Genomic DNA, 21,759 nt, shown 5'->3' on the forward strand with positions numbered 1-21,759 from the left:
TTTTACAGGTGTATCTTGTTACAGTTGTTTATTAGAATGGAGAGAACTCCACCTCAGATAAAGGATCTTTTGTACAGTCGTGAGCACTAATGTCAGTTTTTACGCTTTGGAATGTTTGATCCAATGCGTTTAGGTTGACAAAAGAAGAATTTGACTCTTGAATACAAATGGATTCTACTCCAGGGATAATTCCATCTATGAAAATGTGAGGTTGGCTCAGTTGATACAAGCCAAGAACACCAACCAATTGTTGGATAAGGGCAGGTTGTTCTGCTGTAATATTTGCAGACATCGTGTAGCTGTTGTCATGAATGTAAATCCCAGAAGGGAATGGATTGTATAAGGGGTCGTTTGCTTGCTGGTTGATTAAAAGATAGTTTGCTACAATTACACTCGCAAAGTTGTTTTCATCAAATGTGTTCTCAAAGATTTCAACATCTTTTGTACTTAAAACCATGCATCCTGTTCCTGCAGGAACGTTAGCAACAATATTACCTTCTGGGGCAAAGTTTTTACGGTTATTGTCGTGGCAGTTGTTGTTGAATACTCTAACCGAGCTACCGTATTTTGTAAGACCAGGAAGGTCAAACACAAGGATTGCACCTGTATTATCGAAGGCTTCGTTGTCAAATACGTCAGCGTTTGTTGTATTCTCAATTTCGATACCCGCTACATTTCCTTCAGCAACACTATTTTTTACAATTACTTTATCTGATTGACCTACATAAATACCTGCATCAGATGCTCCGTAAGCGTAGCAATCATCAATATAAACTTCAGTACAAAGTACAGGATAAAGTCCATAAGCACCATTTTCCATTCTTGGTTCACCCGACCAAACAGTACCTACACTTACAAAACTTACAGTGTTACAGTCGCGAGTTTTTAATGCATCTCCTTTAGAATCTCTAATAGTAAGTCCTTCAACTCTAATTTTTGTAGAGTTGGTGATCAGAACACCGTCTCCTCCAGCAATTTGTCCATTGAAATCTAAAAATGTTTTGTCTTTACCTGCACCAATGATTGTGATTTCCTTTTTCCCATCCATTGATAAAGTATTAGTGAAGTTAAAAACTCCTTCACCAAAGACGATAGTTTGTCCGTCCTCTACTTCAATGAATGCTAGTTGTGCATCTTCTGCTGCTGTTTCACTTGCTGAAATGTTGATGTCCTCTGGCTTTGGTGTCGCATCATCTTCAGTACATGAACTAAAGCCTAAAATGCCAATCAAAGACAGCCATACAATGGTCGATTTAATTCTCATGTTGATTTATTTAAGTTAGTTTTTCAAAAAATCAGTTTGTGAAAATTATGACCAAAAATGGCATCTATTGTACTCCTAAGGCTGAAATGTTGTGAAATCGCTTTATTAGGTGTGTAATTGACGTGTAAAATTAAGTCAAGAAACTTTCAAATTCGGTTCTATACGATTCAGATACTTTAAGACAGGTATTTGGGATTTGATTTATCTGAATTTGGTAGCCTCCTTTTACCTTTTCAAAGCTCGACATTGCATCGAGATTCAACATGAAAGATCGGTGTATTCGAATTAATTTTGGAAAGCGAATTTCTTTCTCCAATTGTTTTAAGTTGGTACGTACTAATTTTTTAATGACCTCATCATTCTCTAAGTAAACAACCATGGTATAATTGTTTTCCGATTTGAGGTAAAGGATTTGTTCGGGCTTTACAGCTAAAGCAACTTTTCCACTTTTTTCTTTAAAAAGAAATTGTTTGTCAATACTTGTTTTCTCTTCAATTTTTGGAATGGCTATTTCTTTAGGCTTTCGCGTCGATAATTTATAAACAGCAATTAGTAAACAAGCCAAGCTGTAAGGCAACATTCCGAGAGATAAAGTATAACGAACAACAATTTTAAGTTCGTGAAGTAGTGGCTCGTCAAATTCGCCAAAAAGGAAAAGACATGCTGTGCAAAGACAGGTGAAATCAAAGATTACCCATAATAAGAATTGCCATAGACGAAAAGTAGTCGCCCTGAAAAGTCTACGAATAAAAAAGTGAGTGATACCCAAAATTAACGCTGCAATAATTCCTGCATTGCTTATGGACAAGAAATGGGCAAAAGCATCTTCGTAATTCATCCTTTGGATGTTGAAAGGATTGAAAAAGTAAATGAAAAAAGAAGAAAAGCCTCCACAGAAGAGAATGAAGAATACTTTACTTTTATTATCGTCTAACAAAGTAAAAGGCGTCTTCAAACAAGCCAAATCCTTAGACTGAAAGTTTAAAATGGTCATTTTTGAAAAGTTAGTAGTATTTAGCTCAGGCTTTTAATCTGGCCAAATTCATGTTATGAGATTGAGAAAAGTTAAGCACATAGCTAAAGGCATTTAAAAAGCTATTCTAAGAATGTTCATTCCAGTGGTCGTCTCTAAAATGAATATGTTAGTTTGATGTGCTTTACATTTATCGTGATGTCTGTAAAAATTCTGTTACACAAATTTCCTCTACATAAATGCGCGACTTAATTCATTGAAAGTCGATGATCATTTATCTATAAAAGTAGAAATTAATATTCTTCATCGAATATCTCCAAATCTCACCTAAAATAATACCAATTTTAACAGCTAACTTTTCAAAAGAAAAGAGCTTCCACTTTTTATATGGAAGCTCTTAAACAAAGTTTATTATTCAATTCTAGAAGTAAATTCTGTACTGAGGAACAACAAATAATCCTAGCTGATTTACTTGATTGATACTTTGAGTTCTCGGGTTGTAATTATAGTCATAAGGGTTAAGTCTGTTGGTTAAGTTTTGGATGTCGACAGTCCATTCTTGAGTGATTTTTTTCAGATTCCATCGAAATCCGACTTTTATATCCCATCGGAAATAAGCATCCATTTTTTCACTAAAGGCTTTAGATTCGTCCAATATTTCTTCACCTGTAGCTATACTTTCTTCGAAATCGATAGGAGTGTAGTAACGTCCTCCTGCAGTGACAACTTTTGTATCAGCCATTAGTGTCATCGAATTATTGAGTTTCCACTCTTTTCCAAGAAGAAGATTTGCTACATACTCACTATTGAATGCAGTGTTTCTCCAAACACCATCAGAACCTTGATATTGAGAATCAAAAATACTTGAGGTCATAAGCATGTAGAATCCATCGGAAAAGTTGCGTTCTAAAGTAAGTTCAACTCCGTAGTTTCGCCCAATTCCTTCATTTACTAAACCTGTTTTATAAGGTAGGCTGAAATCGGCCCCTGCATTGAGCATACTAAAACTTGACGGAAATGGATCAACAGGAATATTGTATAAATCTTGGTAATAGATTTCGGATTTTAATCTCCAATGTTTGGCAAAAAGATATTCCATACCTAAAACATAATGTCTAGATCGGGAAGCGTCCAAATTCTGATTGGAATTCAGGCTATTATTTTGTCCAAATTCGGGTAATGAAAGGAGAATTGGCAAAGGTTGTTGTTGACTATGGATGCCAAACCCTGCAGATAAAGAAAGGTTATGATTCCATTTATATTGCAAATTTATTCTAGGTTCAATATTCCAATTGTCATTGAGTTGATAATAATTGGTGTATAAACCTGTTCGAAGAAGCCATTTTGAATGAAATTTATACATCCAATCCGTATAAATCTGAGTCATTTGAGACCTTCCGTCTCCAGCTCTGAAAGTATGCCATTGGTCGGCATGATTGATATATGTACTATCTGTAAAATCAGCAAAAGTGCTAGTGGTTAAAAGACCTGTTCTTGTCGTATGTTTTTTATTCCATTTCTTATTGATGAAATAGTGAGCTGTGATTCGGTCTTCTTTATTAAATGAGTTTATTTCTTCAGTAGGCGTAGGAATATTTTCGTTCCAAGTTATACTATCAATCTGATTTTGTACTCTAGCATGTGTATATGCTAAAATCAGTTTTCCATATGTGTTTTTATTGAAGAAATAATTATGTGAAACCCCTGTAATAGCGGTACGACTACGGTTGTAAATATCAACCATCTCATTTCCGTAAAGATCAGTTTCGGGATCATCAAGGTCGAGTTCACTACCTAGAATATCTATGTTACTATTTCCTGCAATCGCGAAAATTGAAATGGAAGAAGCATCTTTGAGTGCAAAGTTTAATTTCATGGAAAGGTCTTGGTATTCGGGGACAGCTTCTCCTGTACCTGTACTAATTCCGATTAGTTTAAAGAACGCAAGTGTAGAGTAGCGATAGTTAATAAGGTATGAAGAATTACTATTCTTACCCATTGGGCCTTCAGCTCCTAGCTCAATACCATTAAAGCCAATTTGCCCCATAAATTCATTTTTACCGAGATTCCCATTTCTCATATTTAAATCAAAAACACCTGCTAAAGCATTACCGTAGGCACTTGGAAATGCCGCCGTCATAAAGTCACTTTGCCCTAGTGTATTGGTATTTAGCATACTTACAGGCCCTCCTGTTGAGCCAAAAGCTGCAAAGTGATTTGGACTGGGAATATCAACACCTTCCAAACGCCATAAGACGCCCATAGGAGAGTTCCCTCTTATGATTATATCATTTCTACCATCATTGGCTCCAGAAACACCGGCAAAATTAGTAGCCATTCGGGCAGGGTCATTTCTACTTCCTGCAAATCGTTCTGTGAGTTCGGTATCAAAACCTCTAGCCGAAACCAAAGCCATTTCATTGTTTGGAGTGTAATGCGGATCATCAGGTTTGACAACAACCTCATCTAATTGGGTTGCTTTTTCAGTCATTTTTAAATCGAGTTGGGTACTCTTTCCTCCAATGACTAGAATTTCATTTAGGGTTATTGTTTCATAACCAATTGCTGATATCAGAATTTGATGTCTCCCTGTAGGAACATTTTCAAGTTTAAATCTACCATTTGGGTCTGTAGTAGTTCCGATGATTGGGTCATGTTCTTTCAAGATAACTGAAGCTCCAATAATTGGGTATTCAGATTCTTTATCGATAAGAATACCTTGAATGATTTGTGTCTGTTGCCCCAAGCTTTCGAAGGATGTACAAACCAATAAAAAGAAAAATATGTATCTGATGACTGATTTCATTTCGATAGTAATTGATTCTAGATTCAGAGTATGTTGTAAATCGTGTAGTTAGGCTAAGTTTTTCACTTTAAGCTTCTTCTGCTTGAGACTGATTTTGACTTGGAAAAAAGTAATGAAAAGGCTTCCTATAATAGTTGGCATGAGCCATGCAAGCCATGTATGTCCCAAATTTGTGACAAGGGCAGCAGTTATTGTGGCAATGAAGGCTCCTCCCATTCTTCCAATATGTTTTTTCAAAAGTAGATTTGAATTCAATTTTGCAGGATAGTATAAGTGGTATAGGTCAAAGCTAACCATAATAAGACCAATACTTCCGAATGGTATGAGAGGTATAATGTAGTGAGGTAGAAAATAAGCAGTAATAAGCATAGTCAAAAATATTGGGATAAAAATGCTTAAAAACTTTAGATCAAATGATCGTTTCCTATCCTTTTTCCAACTTAAGCATCTTATTCCTGAATAGAGTAGGTAACTTGAAAAAATGCCAATTAGTCCAAGGTTTAAGTTGCTAAGTAAAAGAGATAGAATAAGAGCTGTGAGTAAACAGATACCTAGACTCCATTTGAAAATACTTCCTGCTTTTTTATGCCATTTAATTTTTGAAGAAAGCAGAATAGCACAAATTCCTGCTATCAGTGCTACTGCGCCAGTAATGATGTGAGGGACTAAAAAGAATTGTTTTAAAAGATCGTTCATGACAGTGTTTTTTATTTATTGATACTGCAAGAACAAACACTTTTTTTCAGTAGGGAAAGACTTATTCGTTTTTGGGATTAGTTTGGGGAGAATCTTACTTTTTAGGGATTTTGAGTACTATTTTGGGATGTTTGGCAAACGTTTTTTGAGAATGGAGTTCCATTTTTGAGCATAATTTCTACTCACAGGAATCACTTCAGTATAATTTGAAAGTGTGATTTTACCTCCTCCAGAATTACCTTCCCAAAGTATGACTTTTTGAAAATTGACAATATATGATCGGTGACAACGAGCTATGTGTTCAGCTTCAATCTGATTTTGAAAATAGGTTAAACTTCCTCTTAGTACAGCTTTCCTTACCTCTTGATTTTCTAAATAAAATAAAGTGGTGTAGTTATCCGAAGATTGCATAAACAGAAAGTCTTCAGTTTTTAGTGTTATTTGATCATCTTGATTCTGTCCAATTAATGTTAAATAGTTCTCAGATGATTGATTATCTAGTTGAGTGGCATCATACTTATGTGAAAGCGCTTTTTTATGTCGAAAAAGTGTGATGAAAAGTGTAGGGAAGACTCCGACGAGATAAGTGTAATAGATGAATTCTAATACGGTACTTAGGTTATTTTCAAAAAGGCCAATGGAGATCGAATAAAAAGAATTGGCTAGTGCAATTAATCCCATTTGAATAAAAGTGGCTACAAGAACTTGCCAAAGTTTAAAAGGAAAAATATCACTAATAATATTGATGATTGAACCACTCAAGTGAAGAACTCCTCCAGTTATCATACCGTACCCTAAAAGCACAATGATTTTTGAAAATGGCATGTTGAGGTCTCGTATACCAAAGGGCATAAATAAGATCAGAAATAAACTAACGAATACTGCTGTACCCCATGCCATTTTGGTGAGACTTTTTTTATTCCAAGGCTTTCCTACGGTATATGAAAGTATTTCGAAGATATTTGAGCTCATTTATTTTAAATTAAAATGGACTCCAAATTAAAAAAGATATACTTAGATATTCAATATATAGAAGGGTGTTTAAACCTTATTTAGAAGATAAAAAAAGAAAACCCCTAGTCAAGAACATTGAATAGGGGCTTTATTGTAAGGTGATTTTAAAAGTTAAGCTTGTGCTTCTCTTTTATAAACCACACTCAAATATGACAGTACATCTCCAAATTTTTCTAGCATTGCTTGAGCATCTTCTGGAATTGGTTTTCTATTCATTTTTAGAAGAAGCATTCCGAACATAGCATTCAAACAAATCTGTATTTCACTTGTGATCAAACCATCCGCAATCTCCAGATTTTTGTCTATATCTGGTTTTGCGACATTGAAGAATCCTTTGTAAGTCTCATCCTCCTCTAATAGTCGAGAGTGAAGCGCTTCTAACTCTGTAACATGTTCTTGTACAAAAGATAGATGTCCTTCTTTCATTATTTCTTCAGTCTGCATCTGACTGATTAGAGAATCATACCAAGTTTTTTGTTCTTGCTTCTCTTCATCAGATACAGGCAAATGACTGATTACATATTTCTCTATATCCTCAATCTTTCCTTCAAAGTTTCTGATAAGATACTCTGATCGATAGATGTGAATGATGTATTCGCAGATGTTTTCCTCTTTCTTTTTATCAGCAATATTCATTTTGTCTCTAGTTTTTGTGTAGTACCACAAAGAAATAGTCTGCAAATATGTATAGATTTTAGGATCAGTCCTTCTTAATTATGGATTTTTTTATGAAATCAATCATGAGTTCTTTGGGTTACATCTGTACATTTTCTTTCACCTCAAATGGATCAGGTATAAATGAATCGCCAACACAAGTTCTTACATCAATTTCTATATTTCTAGCTATTGTAGATATAGGTACATCGTTAGCAGAACCTTCAAATGGATTTTCTCCAACGGTTCCAATTCTTTCCATGGTATGAAAAACCCATGAAACTAGGGTTGAAAAAGGTATACTGATCCAAATAAAAAATTCACTAATAAAAGGATAAGCATCGTGTAGTTCATCTCCTAGCTTAGCGAATTCGGGTACAATTCCGAATGGTAAAAGAGCAACGAACACCCAAACGAAGTAGACATTCAATGTGGCATATTGTCTTGGGTATGGAAAGTTTTTAATTCTTTCAGATTTTCCTTGTAGAGTCAATAAACTAGCTAATCTTTTTTCCAAGACTAAGAATGAAAACTCCCAAAGCAATCCTTTTTCTTTCAACCTTCTGAGATGCTGAGATTGAAGTTTTATGATAGTGGCGGCTTTGTTTCCTCCAACTCGCATAACAAACTCTAATTCTTTCTCGCTTAAATATTCTGCTAGTGCATCTTTTTCATCGATTACAAACTCGGGGGTGTGAATCTTTTTAGCCCATTCTCTATTTGTTTGATGCTCCATAAACGATTCCCATTTCTTTTTGGAGCGCATCGCATAACGAAGTGCCGTAAGCCATGCCATATGTCTATGAACAAGTATGATTCGTTCTTTTTTCAGTTCATCTTCGGCTAATGCTTCCCCTTCTTTTGCATACTCGTTTGTGACCATATCACCGACATGAATTGAAAATGTTCTTGAGTCGTTTACAATTCCTCCCCATATCTTTCTAGCTTCCCAAAGCCTTCCGTAAACTGCATTATTCCGAAAACTTACGATGAATGCAACGGCTGTACCTACAAGCGCAATCGGAGTCCATGGAAGTACAATCCATTTTTGATCAAAAATATCATAAAGAATGGTCACTGAAGCAGCGAGGAGTGCAAAAAGTAAAGTTTCCCACCTCGTCCAAAGAGCCATTTCTTTAATGGAGAAGAATTTTTTGATTAGCATGTTGAAAATTGGTCGTTTTAGTCGAACAAGAATATACTAAACTAAGCTGAAAAATATGTATTCATGTATCTTTAAGGAGTAGACGTAACTTTCTTAAGTAAAAAGAATTTAGGTTCGAAAGAAAACTTTACACATTTGCTTCCGTATGGTATAAAGGTGTTTTTTTAATATTAAAAACCTAACTTTAAATAGTATTTTTTTCTCACTAAAAAAGTGAGTTGTTGATGAGCTAAAAAACTAATTAACTAAAACATAATGGGACAATTTATCCGTGAAATTTTTGCAAGTATTGTAGGGGTGCTAATAGCTGTTTTTATCCTCGCTGTAATGGGGGTAGCCGTAATGGTTTCTTCAGCTGTTTCATCTCAAGAAGTGTCAATTGATGATAATTCGATTTTAGAGTTTAATCTTAATCAGCCTTTAAAGGAAATTGTAGAAGACGATTTTAGTGCATTCTTAGAGTTGGCAGGTTTGCCAAGTGAGGGATCACCTTTGTCTTTTCAGTTTGTGTTGAAAGCGATTAAAGAGGCAAAAACAGATGATAATGTTAAGGCGATATATCTGAAAGGTGGGAATTTTAAAGGAGGTTATGCGCAAGCAGAAGAATTGAGAGATGTTCTTGTAGACTTTAAATTATCTGGGAAACCAATTTTTGCTTATGCGGATAATTATTCTGAAAAAACATATTACATAACTTCAGTAGCTAATGAAGTAATCATTCCTTCTGTTGGTTCTCTTGAGTTTAATGGTCTTTCTCAACAGCTGATGTACTTCACAGGCATGTTTGAGAAGTTGGGTGTGAAAGCTGAAGTGTTTAAAGTAGGTACTTTTAAAAGTGCGGTTGAGCCTTTTATCAATAAGAAAATGAGTCCTGCAAATAGACAGCAAACTGAAGTTTATTTGAACTCACTTTATGATCATTACCTGCAGAATGTAGCTTTGTCAAGAGGTCTTGATAAAAATGTATTGAAAGAGATTTCGAATAAAATGCTAGTTCAAACTCCAGAAGATGCATTGAAATATAAGTTAGTAACAGAGGTTGCTTACGAAGATGTTTTCAAAAAGAAATTATATGAAGCTGTTGGTTTAGAGTCTTCTGATGCAAACATGCTTAAAATGGGCAAATATATCTCTTCAGTAGAGTCTAAGTCAGGTATGTCTTCTTCAAATCAGATTGCAGTATTGGTAGCTGAAGGCGAAATTATCTATGGAGAAGGAAGCGATGGAACTGTTGGTAATGTTGAGATTGTAGAGCGATTGAGAGAGTTGGGTAAAGATGATGATGTAAAGGCGGTTGTATTCAGAGTGAATTCTCCTGGAGGAAGTGCTTTAGCTTCAGATCTTGTATGGAGAGAAATTCAACTTCTTCGTAAGAAAAAACCTGTCGTGGCTTCAATGTCAGATGTTGCCGCTTCTGGAGGGTATTACTTCTCGATGGGAACAGATAAAATTGTAGCATCTCCAAATACAATTACAGGTTCTATTGGTGTTTTTGGTGTTTTATTCAATCCAAAAGCATTCATGAATAATAAACTAGGAGTTACTTTCGATGCCGTTTCTACTGGAGAATATTCAAACTTCATGAGTACAGTTGATGACTTCAATGAGAATGATAAGCGTATTGTTCAAAATTCAGTTAATCGTATTTATAGTGATTTTACTTCTAAAGCAGCTAGCGGAAGAAATATGGAGTTGGATGCTTTAAGAGCCATTGCTGAAGGTCGTGTGTGGACAGGTCAAGATGCCTTGGAAAGAGGACTTGTTGATGAGTTAGGCGGAACCTTCAAGGCTGTTGAAGTTGCGGCTGAATTGGCTAATCTTGAAGAAGGAGATTATGAAGTAACTTACCAAAGTGGCGCAAAATCTATCTTTGAAAAATTTGCTCAAAGTATGGAGCAAGGTCAAGAGGCAAAGTTGAAAGAAAAACTTGGTCCACTTTATAACTGGAATGAGCAGTTGAATAAACTACAAAGATTGGAAGGTGTTCAAGCTCGTATGCCTTATGAGTTAGAGATCTACTAAGTAAAAAATATTATTGATAGAAGGGAGTCATCATTTCGGTGACTCCTTTTTTCGTTTATGAATATGTTATAAATGGTATTAATCATAGGTAATAAATTCAAATTTGATCAGTTATCTATTAACTTTCTCTTTGAGATTTAGATAAGTCTAAAAATAAGTTTAGCTTTGTTTTATAATAAAGCATTTTACAATGGACATCTATAAAACGAAAGCACTAACAGGACTACTAACAATTTCTTTACTCTTCTCACTACTTAGTTGTAGTTCAGAGAATTCAAAAGAAGAAACTTCAACTAAAATCAAGATTGTTACAACCACTGGAATGATCAAAGATGCTGTGGTGAATATCGTCGGAGATCATGCTGAAGTAGTTGGATTGATGGGGTCGGGTGTTGATCCTCACCTTTACAAAGCATCACCTAAAGATTTGAAACACATTCGTGAGGCTGATCTAATTTTCTATAATGGTTTGCACCTTGAAGGAAACATGACAGATGTTTTAGAAAAGGTTGCAAAGAAAAAACATGTAGTTTCTCTAGGAGAACAAATCCCTACATCCAAGTTGATCGCTTTAAATGAAAATGGTGTTTATGATCCACATATCTGGTTTGATGTAGCTCTTTGGAGAGAAGGAGTCGCTTCAACCATAAAGGAGTTAGTAAAAGCTGATTCTGTGAATGCAAAAGCTTATGAGCAAAATGGTAAGGCTTACCTAAAAGAATTGGATGTTTTAAACGGTTGGGTGAAAGAGCATCTTAAGGTGATTCCAGAATCTCAACGTGTATTGATTACTGCCCACGATGCTTTCTCTTATTTTGGAAAAGCTTATGATATAGAAGTAAAAGGTTTACAGGGGATTTCTACCATGTCTGAGTATGGTTTAAGAGATGTGAAAAATCTTGTGGACTTTATCGTTGAGAATAAAATAAAATCTGTTTTTATAGAAAGTTCAGTTCCGATTGCTTCGATTGAGGCTGTTGTAGAAGGTTGTAAAGAAAAAGGTCACGAAGTAAAAATTGGGGGGACGCTTTACTCAGATGCTATGGGAGCTGAAGGAACAACCGAAGGTACTTACCTAGGAATGGTAAGGTACAATGTAGAGACGATGGTAGTAGGTCTTAAGTAAAGAAAGATGGTAGAAGTTGTAAAGAATCCAATTCTTGAGTTTCATAACCTTACAGTGGCTTATGATAAAAAGCCTGCAATTTGGAATGTAGACTGCAAATTACCCAAAGGTAAAATTATCGGAGTGATGGGACCAAACGGTTCTGGTAAATCAACGATGATGAAGTCGATCATGGATCTGGTTCCGAGAAGCAGTGGTTATGTAAAAGTTTTCAATTGTGAAGATGGATCAAAAACCAAGATTGCGTATGTACCACAGCGTAGTGCTGTAGATTGGGATTTCCCAATCAATGTGTACGATACTGTGATGATGGGACGATTCAGCTCTAAAAATATATTTAAGCGTCCTTCTCGAAATGATAAGGATATTGTTTTGGATGCTATCCGAAAAGTGAAACTGGAAGATTTTGTAGATCGTCAGATTTCAGAATTGTCAGGAGGGCAGCAACAACGCGTTTTCATTGCAAGAGCACTCGCACAACAAGCTGATTTCTATCTTTTAGATGAGCCCTTTGCTGGAGTGGATGTAGGCTCTGAGCAAGCCATTATGCAAATCTTAAAAGAGATGCAAGCCAATGGTAAAAGCATTATGGTTGTTCATCATGACTTACAAACTGCTCCGCATTATTTTGATTGGCTTGTTTTGATGAGTACACGTTTGGTGGCTTCTGGGCCATTTGAGAAAGTTTTTGCATCTGAAAAGTTAGGAGAAGCTTTTGGTGGACAGTTGGAAATGTTACAGAGAGTAGGAGATATGCTTCAGAAAAAGCAGCACCCTGTTCGTGAACCAAGAAGTACAAAGTAAAAGATAGCAGTATGAATAGTTTTATTGAGGATTTCATTCTGTTAGGTGATGCCAATGTGAGGTGGGTATTATTAGCGGTATTGCTTATGTCTAGTAGTACATCTATTGTTGGTTGTTTATCTTTTCTGAGAAAAAGAGCGCTAATAGGAGATGCTGTTTCACATGCTATTTTGCCTGGTATCTGTTTATCTTTTCTCCTAACACAATCAAAAGATCCGGTTTACTTGATGGTAGGAGCTGTTATTACAGGAAGTTTGAGTATTTGGTGTATTGACTTTATTGTTTCTCACACAAAGCTTAAACCCGATACAGCTTTAGCACTTATCTTGTCCGTTTTTTATGGAATCGGAATTGTTTTGCTTACCCATATTCAAACGCTTGGAATGGCAGGGCAATCTGGTCTTGATAAATTTCTGTTCGGTAAAGCAGCCTCAATGGTCGCTAGTGATGTTCGACTGTTTAGTACTACCTCTCTAATTATTATTCTGACAGTTGTATTTGGTTTTTCAGCATTTAGAATGGTCATTTTTGATAGGGGTTATGCTACATCAGTGGGTCTACCAGTAAAGAAAATAGAACTATTGATTACGTTTTTGACAGTGCTTGCTATTGCGACAGGTATTCAAGCCATTGGTGTGGTTTTAATGTCAGCGATGCTTATAACACCAGCAGCAGCAGCAAGATATTGGACGCATTCTCTTTCTAAAATGATGATTATCGCTGTCATTATTGCAGGGATTTCAGCTTACTTGGGTACGTTAGTCTCTTATATTCAACCTAAAATGCCTACAGGACCTTGGGTTGTAGTTTTCTTAACCTTTCTAGCATTTATCTCTATTATTTTTGGCGCAAAGAGAGGACGTCTTTTTTCTGTGTACAGAAGACTACAAAATAAAAGACGTATTCAAGATGAAAATGTATTGAAGAGTTTTTATCATCTGAAAGAGTCTAAAGAAGAATTTAGAAGTTTCACAGCCTCAGAGTTAGTTGAAAAAACAGGATATACACGCCTTAAGGTCAAAGCATCGATCAATAGACTTGTTGCAAGCAATTTGGTGAAACGTGATAAACACTTTATCAGCGTGACGGAGACAGGTATTGAAGAATCGAAACGTTTAGTGAGGATTCATAGATTGTGGGAATTGTACATTACGAAATATATGAACCTTCCTGCAGATCATGTACACGACGATGCTGAAGCAATAGAACATATCATTACACCAGAGTTGGAGCAAGCTTTGATCAAAGAGCTAGGACGTCCTGAAGTAGACCCTCACAATACGCCAATCCCATATAAAGCACAATAAACATTATGATAGTATTTGATGAATTTTGGATAATGCTCACTGGAGCTTTGGTTGCTATTAGTTGCAGTTTATTAGGGTGTTTTTTAGTACTTCGTAAAGTAGTCATGGTAGGCGATGCTATTTCTCATGCAGTTTTACCGGGTATTGTGATCGCATATTTCTTCTCTCAAAGTCTAGATTCGCTTCCAATGCTTATTGGTGCAGCAGCCTTTGGTATGATAGCTACTGTCATAATTGAGATGCTGAGCAAAAAGAATAAGATGCAGGAAGATGCAGCTATTGGAGTTACTTTTACTTTCCTGTTTGCCCTAGGTGTTATCTTGATAACCTCATTTGCTGATAAAGTAGATTTAGACCAAGAATGTGTGCTTTATGGAGAAATAGCATATGTACCTTTGGATACACTAACTCTTTTTGGTGGAGTTGAATTAGGACCTGTGCAAGTATGGATTTTAGGGTTTAATCTTTTACTAGTTTTGGCATTTGTGATTTTAGGCTATACTCCTCTAAAAATGTCTAGTTTCGACCCTATATTTTGTACTTCTGTAGGGATCTCGACTAGCTTTTGGCATTATGCACTAATGAGTGGAGTCTCAATGACTACTGTTTTTTCATTTGAGGCAGTAGGAGCGATATTAGTTGTTGCATTTTTAGTAGGGCCACCTTCTATCGCTTATTTAATATCAAAGGATTTGAAGAAAATGCTATGGTTAGCTGCTTTATTTGGAGTCTTATCTTCAGTATTTGGTTATCTGTTAGCTGTTTTACTCAATGCGTCTATTGCAGGAAGTATGGTTGTGATGATTGGAATTTTCTTTATTATAGTTTTATCAATTCAATTAATTAGAAAACAATTGAAAGATAAACGGAATCAAACTGAGATTTCACAAATGAATTTTGAAAGCTAGTACTTTAATTCATCTTAATATATGAAATAGGCACTCTTGAAAAAGGGTGCTTTTTTTATATCCAATGATTAATTTTTATGGTAATAGTGTTCACTTTAAACCAATTTAAATGAATACAATTGGACGGATATTAATCTATTGTTGTAAATTTTAATACTTGAATTCTACTTCTAGTTTTTACAATGTTAGGTCTTTATTATTTTTTGGAGAGTATAAAATTAAGTGCAATTTGACTTCTTGATTGTGGTTTTAAATGATTGGTATACAGTGTTTAGAGGTTGTTTTAGTGACGATTTCTTGTCCTGTAGTTTGATTTAGAAATCGTAGAATTATAAATAATGTATTTGTTTAATTAGTGAGTAATATTCTGTTTTGTAAAGTGATAGTTTTTGAATGTTCGTCTAAATAGATGGTGTGTTAATAAAAATACTTACATATCGTTTTAAAATATAGAATAATGTTTGGATGTTAAAAAATCTATCATTTATATTTACGGAAACAAAATACATCAAATGGTAAAAAATATTCAAAATATCGTCCTTATTATTGTCATTTTGCTAGTCATTTCTCCGTAGGAGTGATATTGGATACTTATTACCTAAAGAAAAAGCCATTATCACTCAATAACTGATAATGGCTTTTTTAATACACAAATTATATCGAACCTTAATCGCGCCACACATATGAAATATTTTGATCAAAACACGATTGTATTCTTCAATGGAGAATATATAAAAGCATCTCAAGCAAAGTCCGATTTGTTTGCGCAGTCTTTGCACTATGGTAATGCTGTTTTCGATGCTTTTAGAGCTTATGGAACTTCATTAGGTCCACATATTTTCAAAGCTGAAGAACACTTGGCTCGCTTTAGTGAGACAGCGCAGAAAATGCATCATACAATGCCATATTCTGTTAGAGAGCTTATCAAAATATCATATGAGTTGTTGGAGCGCAATAATTTTACTGATGCATATATCAGACCTTTGATCTACTCAGGTATGAATATGGAGCTTTCCCCAGATACAAAGCATCATTTATTTATTGCTGCATGGAAGTGGGAAAAGTATTTAGGTAAAGATTTACTTGATATCAAAATATCAGATTATAAAAGACCTTCTCCTTTAGCATGTGATGTAGAAGCAAAGGTTTCTGGTAATTATGCAAATTCCGTTGCAGCTGTAGCAGAAGCTCAGAATGCAGGTTTCGATGATGCATTATTACTAGATGTAGAAGGAAAAGTAGCTGAAGGTACAGGTGCTAACTTCTTTTTTGAGAAAGATGGAATACTTTTCACACCTAAAAAAGGGCATATTTTCCCTGGTATCACGAGGTCTGTTGTTCTAAATCTTTGCAAACAGATGGGACAAGAGGTCGTAGAAGGTGTTTTCTTTCCAGAGGACCTTAAAGATTTAGATGGTGCATTCTTTACGGGTACAGCTGCTCAAATAACTGGTATAGCATCAATAGATGGTCATAAAATGAACAAAGACTGGGAAGATACAATTGGTTATCAGGTCTTTGAAAAGTATGGTCATATTGTCACACAAAACGAATACGATTCTTATTCAATCATATAAATATTATTAAGTGCGTCTACTTACCACTGGTTAATTTTTTTATATAATGGAACACAAACTGAACAAATACAGCCAAACTGTAACACAAGATGTTACACAACCAGCAGCTCAAGCAATGTTATATGCTGTAGGTCTTACAGAGGAAGATATGTCAAAACCTCTAATCGGTATTGCAAGTACTGGTTATGAAGGTAACTCATGTAATATGCACCTCAATGAGTTGGCTACTTATGTGAAAAAAGGAACAAAAGAGGCTGATTTAGTAGGTCTTATATTCAATACGATTGGAATTAGTGATGGTATTACCAATGGTACTACTGGTATGAGATACTCATTGGTTTCAAGAGAAGTAATTGCTGACTCTATTGAAAGTGTTGTAGCTGGTCACTTTTACGATGGTGTTGTATCTGTTGTAGGTTGTGATAAGAATATGCCAGGAGCAATGATCGCAATGAGTCGTTTAGATCGTCCTTCAATCCTTGTTTACGGAGGTACAATTGCTTCGGGTTGTCATAAGAAAAAGAAATTAAATATTGTCTCAGCTTTTGAAGCACTAGGTGAAAAGTTTGCTGGAACAATCAGTGAAGAAGATTTTAAAGGAGTAATTAAGAATGCTATTCCTGGAGCTGGAGCATGTGGCGGTATGTATACGGCTAACACAATGGCTTCCGCAATTGAGGCATTAGGAATGAGCTTACCTTATAGTGCTTCTAATCCTGCAATTGATGACACCAAACAAAAAGAGTGTGTAGCAGCAGGTATTGCCCTTAGAAAACTACTAGAAAAAGATATTAAGCCTTCAGATATCATGACTCGTAAAGCATTTGAGAATGCTTTGAGAATTATCATTGTATTAGGAGGGTCAACGAATGCAGTACTTCACATGATTGCTATGGCAGATGCTATGGGAGTTGAGTTAAGTCTTGATGATTTCCAAAGACTTTCAGACGAAACGCCTTTACTAGCTGACTTAAAGCCAAGTGGTAAGTACTTAATGGAAGATGTTCATGAGATTGGTGGTATTCCAGCAATTATGAAGCGTTTGCTTAATGATGGTCTTCTACATGGAGATTGTATGACAGTGACGGGACAAACAATTGCCGAAAACTTATCGGATATAGATCCTCTAGGTGAAGATCAAGATTTACTTCGTCCACTTACAGATCCTATCAAAGCGACTGGTCACTTGCAAATTTTGTATGGTAACCTTGCCCCAGAAGGCTCAGTTGCAAAAATTACAGGTAAAGAAGGTGAAGTATTTGAAGGTACTGCAAAAGTCTTTGATAAAGAATTTGATGCAATCAAAGGAATTCAAGATGGAACAGTTGAGAAGGGAAATGTAGTTGTAATCAGATATGAAGGTCCTAAAGGTGGCCCAGGTATGCCAGAAATGTTGAAACCAACTTCGGCAATCATGGGTGCTGGACTAGGAAAAGATGTTGCCTTGATTACTGATGGTAGATTCTCAGGGGGGTCTCATGGTTTTGTAGTTGGACACGTTTCGCCAGAAGCACAAGTAGGAGGACCGATTGCTCTTATAAAAGATGGTGACCCTATCCGAATTGATGCGGTAAATAATACAATAGATGTCTTAATTGATGAGGCTGAATTAGCTGCTCGTAAAGAAACTTGGGTAGCTCCAAATCCAATATATAAAAGAGGTGTTTTAGCCAAATATTCAAAATTAGTTTCTTCAGCTGCAGAAGGCTGTGTAACAGACAAATTCTAAAATTTTGCTACTATGACCACAACAAATGAATTTTTTAATGAAGTAGCTTTTGCAGAGCCAATAGCTCCAAAAAGAAAAGTAACAGGTTCTGAAGCAGTAATTTTATCATTGCTTGCTGAAGGTGTGGACACCATGTTTGGGTATCCGGGTGGTGCAATTATGCCTGTTTATGATGCTTTGTACAATTACCAAGATCAATTAAAGCATATCTTGGTCAGACATGAGCAAGGAGCCGTCCATGCAGCACAAGGGTTTGCACGTGTTCGTAATGAAGTTGGAGTTTGTATGGCAACTTCTGGACCTGGAGCAACAAATCTAATTACAGGTATTGCAGATGCCATGATTGATTCAACCCCTTTGGTTTGTATTACAGGGCAAGTAGCTGAGCATTTATTAGGTACTGATGCATTCCAAGAAACTGACATTTTGGGTATTTCTATGCCTGTTACAAAATGGAATTATCAAGTAACGAAAGCGGCTGATATACCGGGTGCAATTGCAAAAGCATTTTATTTAGCGAAAAGTGGTAGACCAGGACCTGTAGTAATTGATATTACTAAAAATGCTCAATTTGAAGAAGTTGATTTTGAGTATAAAAAATGTACAGGTGTTCGTAGTTACAGACCTGCCAAAAAACCTGAATATACTTCATTAGAAGACGCAGCTAAGTTGATCAATGAGGCTAAGAAACCTTATTTGTTGGCTGGTCATGGAGTTCTTCTTTCTGGGGCGCAAGAATTATTAAAAGAGTTTATCAATAAAACAGATATACCTGTTGCCAGTACATTGTTAGGTTTGTCTGCATTTGACGCTAGTCACCCTAATTATGTTGGTATGCTTGGTATGCACGGTAATTATGCACCAAACGTAAAAACAAACGAATGTGATTTGTTGATTGGTTTGGGAATGCGATTTGATGACCGTGTAACAGGGGATGTTTCCAAATACGCAAAGCAAGCCAAGGTTATTCATATTGAAATCGATCCTGCTGAAATTGATAAAATCATAAAAGCAGATGTACCAATTATAGCTGATGCTTCTAGAGCTTTGGAAGGTTTAATTCCTTTGGTAGAAAAACGATCGCATTCAGAGTGGATTGCTGAGTTCAGAGAAGGAGATAGACTTGAAAAAGAAAAAGTATTAGATGGAGAATTCTCAGCTAATACAGAGAAAGTAAAGATGGCCGAAGTCGTTAATAAACTTTCTGAAATGACAGAAGGTAAGGCTATTGTAGTAACAGATGTAGGTCAGCATCAGATGATCGGTTCTCGTTATTATAAGTTTACTGAGACAGATAGTAATGTAACTTCTGGAGGTCTAGGGACTATGGGGTTTGCATTGCCAGCAGCAATAGGTGCTAAGCTTGGTCAGATGAAGAGAGAAGTTGTGGCAATCATTGGAGACGGTGGTTTCCAAATGACACCTCAAGAGTTAGGGACGATTATGCAATATGATATCCCTGTAAAAATCTTGATTCTGAATAATAGCTTTTTAGGTATGGTTCGTCAGTGGCAGCAGATGTTCTTTGAGAAAAGATATTCTTTCACTGAGATGTCAAATCCAGACTTTATCAAATTGGCTGATAGTTATTCTATTCCAGCGGAAAGAGTAACAGAAAGAGAGCAATTAGAAGAAGGATTGCAGAAAATGATTGATGCGAAAGGTTCATTCCTTTTAGAAGTTGTTGTAGAAAAGGAAACAAATGTTTTCCCTATGATTCCTACAGGAGCTTCAGTATCTGATGTTTTACTTGAAGCCCCAAAAGCCTAATGAAAGAGAAATTTACTTTGTCAATCTATACTGAGAATACAGTAGGTTTGACTTCACGTATCACAAATATTTTCTCCAGAAGAAAAACGAATATTGAAAGCTTGACTACTTCTGCTTCAGAGCTAGAACATGTTCATAAATTCACAGTCGTGTTTTTTGAGACAGAAGAAGGTGCTGAAAAAATCATGAAGCAAGTTGAGCGTCAGATTGATGTGATTAAAGCATTTTCTTATAGAGATCAAGAAATTATTCATCAAGAGATAGCGCTATATAAAGTTGCTTTTGAAAGTCTTTCTCAAGAAGAAGAAGTTGAAAAAATTGTTAGAAGACACCATGCCCGAATCTTATCTGCTACACCTGAATACGTAGTGATTGAGAAAACTGGACATGAATGGGAAACACACGAGTTGTATGAAGACCTAAAGCCAATTGGTTTGATGCAATTCGCTCGATCAGGTAGAGTATCCATCTCTAAGGAACGCCAAGATGTAAGTCCTTTATTACAGGAGTTTAGCGAATTTCAAGAGAGTTTATAATTTACCTGAAAAAGGATTATAGAGCGGAGCATCACTAAAATGCTCCGCTATTTTTTATCCCACCAACATACGAAAAATTAATTATGGAAGTAGCAGCCGACACCCAATTAGCACAAGTAGAGAACATACTAAAAGCAAATATAAAGCTCAAAGAAGTGGTTAATAGAACTCCTTTGATGCGAAATATGAACCTCTCTGAAAAGCATGATGCAAATATTTTGTTGAAGCGAGAAGATCTTCAAGTTGTTCGATCTTATAAAATCAGAGGAGCGTACAACAAAATTTCTTCTTTAACTGAAGACGAAAAACAAAAAGGAATTGTATGCGCTAGTGCAGGAAACCATGCACAAGGGGTGGCTTATGCATGTAAAACTTTAGGAATTAGAGGTGTGATTTTTATGCCTGCACCTACACCTTCTCAGAAAGTAGAACAAGTAAATATGTTTGGGAAGGAGTTTGTAGAAGTTGTGTTGGTTGGAGATACCTTCGATGATTCTTTCAAAGCGGCTAAGAAGTATCAAGAAGAACAAGGCTCGATCTTTATTCATCCATTCGATGATGATAAAGTAATAGAAGGCCAAGGTACAGTAGGCTTAGAAATCTTAGAAGATACACAAGATCCTATCGATTACTTAATTTTACCAATTGGTGGTGGTGGATTAAGTGCTGGTGTAGGTAGCTATTTCAAACAAATATCTCCAAATACAAAAATTATAGGAGTAGAGCCTGCTGGAGCACCTTCTATGAGAGAGGCGATAGCAAAAGGACAGCCTATTGAATTAGCTAAAATTGATAAGTTTGTAGATGGTGCTGCGGTTCAAAAAATAGGTTCTCGTACTTTCGAAATAGGGCGTCAAGTACTAGATGAAGTTATGCTAGTCCCTGAAGGAAAGATATGTACTACTATCTTAAAGCTTTATAATAAAGATGCTATTGTTGTTGAGCCAGCTGGAGCTTTATCTATTGCAGCCTTAGACATAGTGGCTGAAAAATACGATTTAAAAGGAAAGAATGTCGTATGTGTGGTGAGTGGTAGTAATAATGATATTACCCGTATGGAAGAGATCAAAGAAAGATCACTTCTTTATGAAGGACTCAAGCATTATTTCATCATACGATTCCCACAGAGAGCTGGTGCTTTAAGAGATTTCTTGAATAATGTATTAGGCCCTAAAGATGATATTGTACACTTTGAGTACAGTAAAAAGATTAATAGGGAGAAAGGACCTGCAGTGGTGGGTATCGAACTTGAAGATGCTTCAGATTATGAGCAACTTTTAGGACGTATGGATAAAGAAAACATTGTCTATGAGAAGCTAAATGAAAATGCAGATTTATTTAACTTCTTAATTTCATAAAAAGAAACCCCAATCAGTTTTTTCTGATTGGGGTTTTATCTTTTTTAGGG

The 21,759-nt window shown here is 35.8% G+C and carries 17 protein-coding genes; 10 read left to right on the top strand and 7 right to left on the bottom strand.

Annotation, left to right across the window (positions count from 1 at the left end; translation table 11 throughout):
• Positions 1-31 precede the first annotated feature (31 nt).
• The 7 genes from BC781_RS18075 to BC781_RS18105 form a co-directional block, all read right to left on the bottom strand.
• A complete protein-coding gene (locus BC781_RS18075) occupies positions 32-1,264 on the bottom strand; it encodes a parallel beta-helix domain-containing protein (protein WP_109620432.1) in 1,233 nt (410 codons plus the stop codon).
• Positions 1,265-1,394: 130 nt separating this feature from the next.
• Positions 1,395-2,258, bottom strand: a complete 864-nt coding sequence (locus BC781_RS18080; RefSeq protein ID WP_109620434.1) for a LytR/AlgR family response regulator transcription factor — start codon at positions 2,256-2,258, stop codon at positions 1,395-1,397.
• A gap of 400 nt (positions 2,259-2,658) precedes the next feature.
• On the bottom strand, positions 2,659-5,043 hold the full coding sequence (locus BC781_RS18085; protein ID WP_245935635.1) for a TonB-dependent receptor: 2,385 nt from the start codon (positions 5,041-5,043) through the stop codon (positions 2,659-2,661).
• A 48-nt stretch (positions 5,044-5,091) separates the two neighbouring features.
• Positions 5,092-5,739, bottom strand: coding sequence for a hypothetical protein (locus tag BC781_RS18090; RefSeq protein ID WP_109620438.1), 648 nt, complete (start codon positions 5,737-5,739; stop codon positions 5,092-5,094).
• A gap of 117 nt (positions 5,740-5,856) precedes the next feature.
• Complete coding sequence (locus BC781_RS18095) at positions 5,857-6,711, bottom strand: LytR/AlgR family response regulator transcription factor (protein ID WP_109620440.1); 855 nt, start codon at positions 6,709-6,711, stop codon at positions 5,857-5,859.
• 153 nt (positions 6,712-6,864) lie between these two features.
• Positions 6,865-7,389, bottom strand: coding sequence for a DUF4924 family protein (locus BC781_RS18100; protein WP_109620442.1), 525 nt, complete (start codon positions 7,387-7,389; stop codon positions 6,865-6,867).
• Positions 7,390-7,507: 118 nt separating this feature from the next.
• On the bottom strand, positions 7,508-8,572 hold the full coding sequence (locus BC781_RS18105; protein ID WP_109620444.1) for a bestrophin family protein: 1,065 nt from the start codon (positions 8,570-8,572) through the stop codon (positions 7,508-7,510).
• A 255-nt stretch (positions 8,573-8,827) separates the two neighbouring features.
• Here BC781_RS18105 and sppA point away from each other — a divergent pair, with 255 nt between their 5' ends.
• The 10 genes from sppA (at position 8,828) to ilvA (ending at position 21,709) form a co-directional block, all read left to right on the top strand.
• On the top strand, positions 8,828-10,594 hold the full coding sequence (gene sppA / locus BC781_RS18110; protein ID WP_109620446.1) for a signal peptide peptidase SppA: 1,767 nt from the start codon (positions 8,828-8,830) through the stop codon (positions 10,592-10,594).
• A gap of 190 nt (positions 10,595-10,784) precedes the next feature.
• Positions 10,785-11,720 (top strand): metal ABC transporter solute-binding protein, Zn/Mn family, encoded by a 936-nt coding sequence (locus BC781_RS18115; RefSeq protein WP_109620448.1) that lies wholly within the window; start codon positions 10,785-10,787, stop codon positions 11,718-11,720.
• A 6-nt stretch (positions 11,721-11,726) separates the two neighbouring features.
• Positions 11,727-12,524: a metal ABC transporter ATP-binding protein gene (locus tag BC781_RS18120; protein ID WP_109620450.1), complete on the top strand. Its 798-nt coding sequence runs from the start codon at positions 11,727-11,729 to the stop codon at positions 12,522-12,524.
• A gap of 11 nt (positions 12,525-12,535) precedes the next feature.
• The gene (locus BC781_RS18125; RefSeq protein ID WP_109620452.1) at positions 12,536-13,831 is read left to right on the top strand and encodes a metal ABC transporter permease; all 1,296 of its coding nucleotides are present in this window, start codon (positions 12,536-12,538) and stop codon (positions 13,829-13,831) included.
• A 5-nt stretch (positions 13,832-13,836) separates the two neighbouring features.
• Positions 13,837-14,739 carry a metal ABC transporter permease gene (locus BC781_RS18130; protein ID WP_109620454.1) on the top strand — a complete coding sequence of 301 codons (903 nt, stop codon included), beginning with the start codon at positions 13,837-13,839 and terminating at the stop codon, positions 14,737-14,739.
• 683 nt (positions 14,740-15,422) lie between these two features.
• On the top strand, positions 15,423-16,316 hold the full coding sequence (gene ilvE, locus BC781_RS18135; protein ID WP_109620456.1) for a branched-chain-amino-acid transaminase: 894 nt from the start codon (positions 15,423-15,425) through the stop codon (positions 16,314-16,316).
• Between the two features lie 46 nt (positions 16,317-16,362).
• Entirely contained in the window at positions 16,363-18,045 is a 1,683-nt protein-coding gene (gene ilvD / locus BC781_RS18140) for a dihydroxy-acid dehydratase (RefSeq protein ID WP_109620458.1), read from the top strand.
• 12 nt (positions 18,046-18,057) lie between these two features.
• On the top strand, positions 18,058-19,815 hold the full coding sequence (gene ilvB / locus BC781_RS18145) for a biosynthetic-type acetolactate synthase large subunit (protein ID WP_109620460.1): 1,758 nt from the start codon (positions 18,058-18,060) through the stop codon (positions 19,813-19,815).
• On the top strand, positions 19,815-20,351 hold the full coding sequence (gene ilvN, locus BC781_RS18150) for an acetolactate synthase small subunit (protein ID WP_109620462.1): 537 nt from the start codon (positions 19,815-19,817) through the stop codon (positions 20,349-20,351). The genes ilvB and ilvN overlap by 1 nt, the downstream gene beginning before the upstream one ends.
• 83 nt (positions 20,352-20,434) lie before the next feature.
• Positions 20,435-21,709, top strand: coding sequence for a threonine ammonia-lyase (gene ilvA, locus BC781_RS18155; RefSeq protein ID WP_109620464.1), 1,275 nt, complete (start codon positions 20,435-20,437; stop codon positions 21,707-21,709).
• Positions 21,710-21,759: the final 50 nt, after the last annotated feature.

It is taken from the genome of Sediminitomix flava, from assembly GCF_003149185.1.
GTDB lineage: Bacteria > Bacteroidota > Bacteroidia > Cytophagales > Flammeovirgaceae > Sediminitomix > Sediminitomix flava.

Excerpts from the sequence above, each read along its gene's own strand:
- BC781_RS18125 (WP_109620452.1), top strand. The coding sequence starts at position 12,536 with ATGAATAGTTTTATTGAGGATTTCATTCTGTTAGGTGATGCCAATGTG.
- BC781_RS18085 (WP_245935635.1), bottom strand. The coding sequence starts at position 5,043 with ATGAAATCAGTCATCAGATACATATTTTTCTTTTTATTGGTTTGTACA.
- BC781_RS18075 (WP_109620432.1), bottom strand. The coding sequence starts at position 1,264 with ATGAGAATTAAATCGACCATTGTATGGCTGTCTTTGATTGGCATTTTA.
- BC781_RS18115 (WP_109620448.1), top strand. The coding sequence starts at position 10,785 with ATGGACATCTATAAAACGAAAGCACTAACAGGACTACTAACAATTTCT.
- BC781_RS18095 (WP_109620440.1), bottom strand. The coding sequence starts at position 6,711 with ATGAGCTCAAATATCTTCGAAATACTTTCATATACCGTAGGAAAGCCT.
- ilvD (WP_109620458.1), top strand. The coding sequence starts at position 16,363 with ATGGAACACAAACTGAACAAATACAGCCAAACTGTAACACAAGATGTT.
- ilvN (WP_109620462.1), top strand. The coding sequence starts at position 19,815 with ATGAAAGAGAAATTTACTTTGTCAATCTATACTGAGAATACAGTAGGT.
- BC781_RS18105 (WP_109620444.1), bottom strand. The coding sequence starts at position 8,572 with ATGCTAATCAAAAAATTCTTCTCCATTAAAGAAATGGCTCTTTGGACG.
- BC781_RS18120 (WP_109620450.1), top strand. The coding sequence starts at position 11,727 with ATGGTAGAAGTTGTAAAGAATCCAATTCTTGAGTTTCATAACCTTACA.
- BC781_RS18080 (WP_109620434.1), bottom strand. The coding sequence starts at position 2,258 with ATGACCATTTTAAACTTTCAGTCTAAGGATTTGGCTTGTTTGAAGACG.
- sppA (WP_109620446.1), top strand. The coding sequence starts at position 8,828 with ATGGGACAATTTATCCGTGAAATTTTTGCAAGTATTGTAGGGGTGCTA.
- BC781_RS18130 (WP_109620454.1), top strand. The coding sequence starts at position 13,837 with ATGATAGTATTTGATGAATTTTGGATAATGCTCACTGGAGCTTTGGTT.
- ilvA (WP_109620464.1), top strand. The coding sequence starts at position 20,435 with ATGGAAGTAGCAGCCGACACCCAATTAGCACAAGTAGAGAACATACTA.
- ilvE (WP_109620456.1), top strand. The coding sequence starts at position 15,423 with ATGAAATATTTTGATCAAAACACGATTGTATTCTTCAATGGAGAATAT.
- BC781_RS18100 (WP_109620442.1), bottom strand. The coding sequence starts at position 7,389 with ATGAATATTGCTGATAAAAAGAAAGAGGAAAACATCTGCGAATACATC.
- ilvB (WP_109620460.1), top strand. The coding sequence starts at position 18,058 with ATGACCACAACAAATGAATTTTTTAATGAAGTAGCTTTTGCAGAGCCA.
- BC781_RS18090 (WP_109620438.1), bottom strand. The coding sequence starts at position 5,739 with ATGAACGATCTTTTAAAACAATTCTTTTTAGTCCCTCACATCATTACT.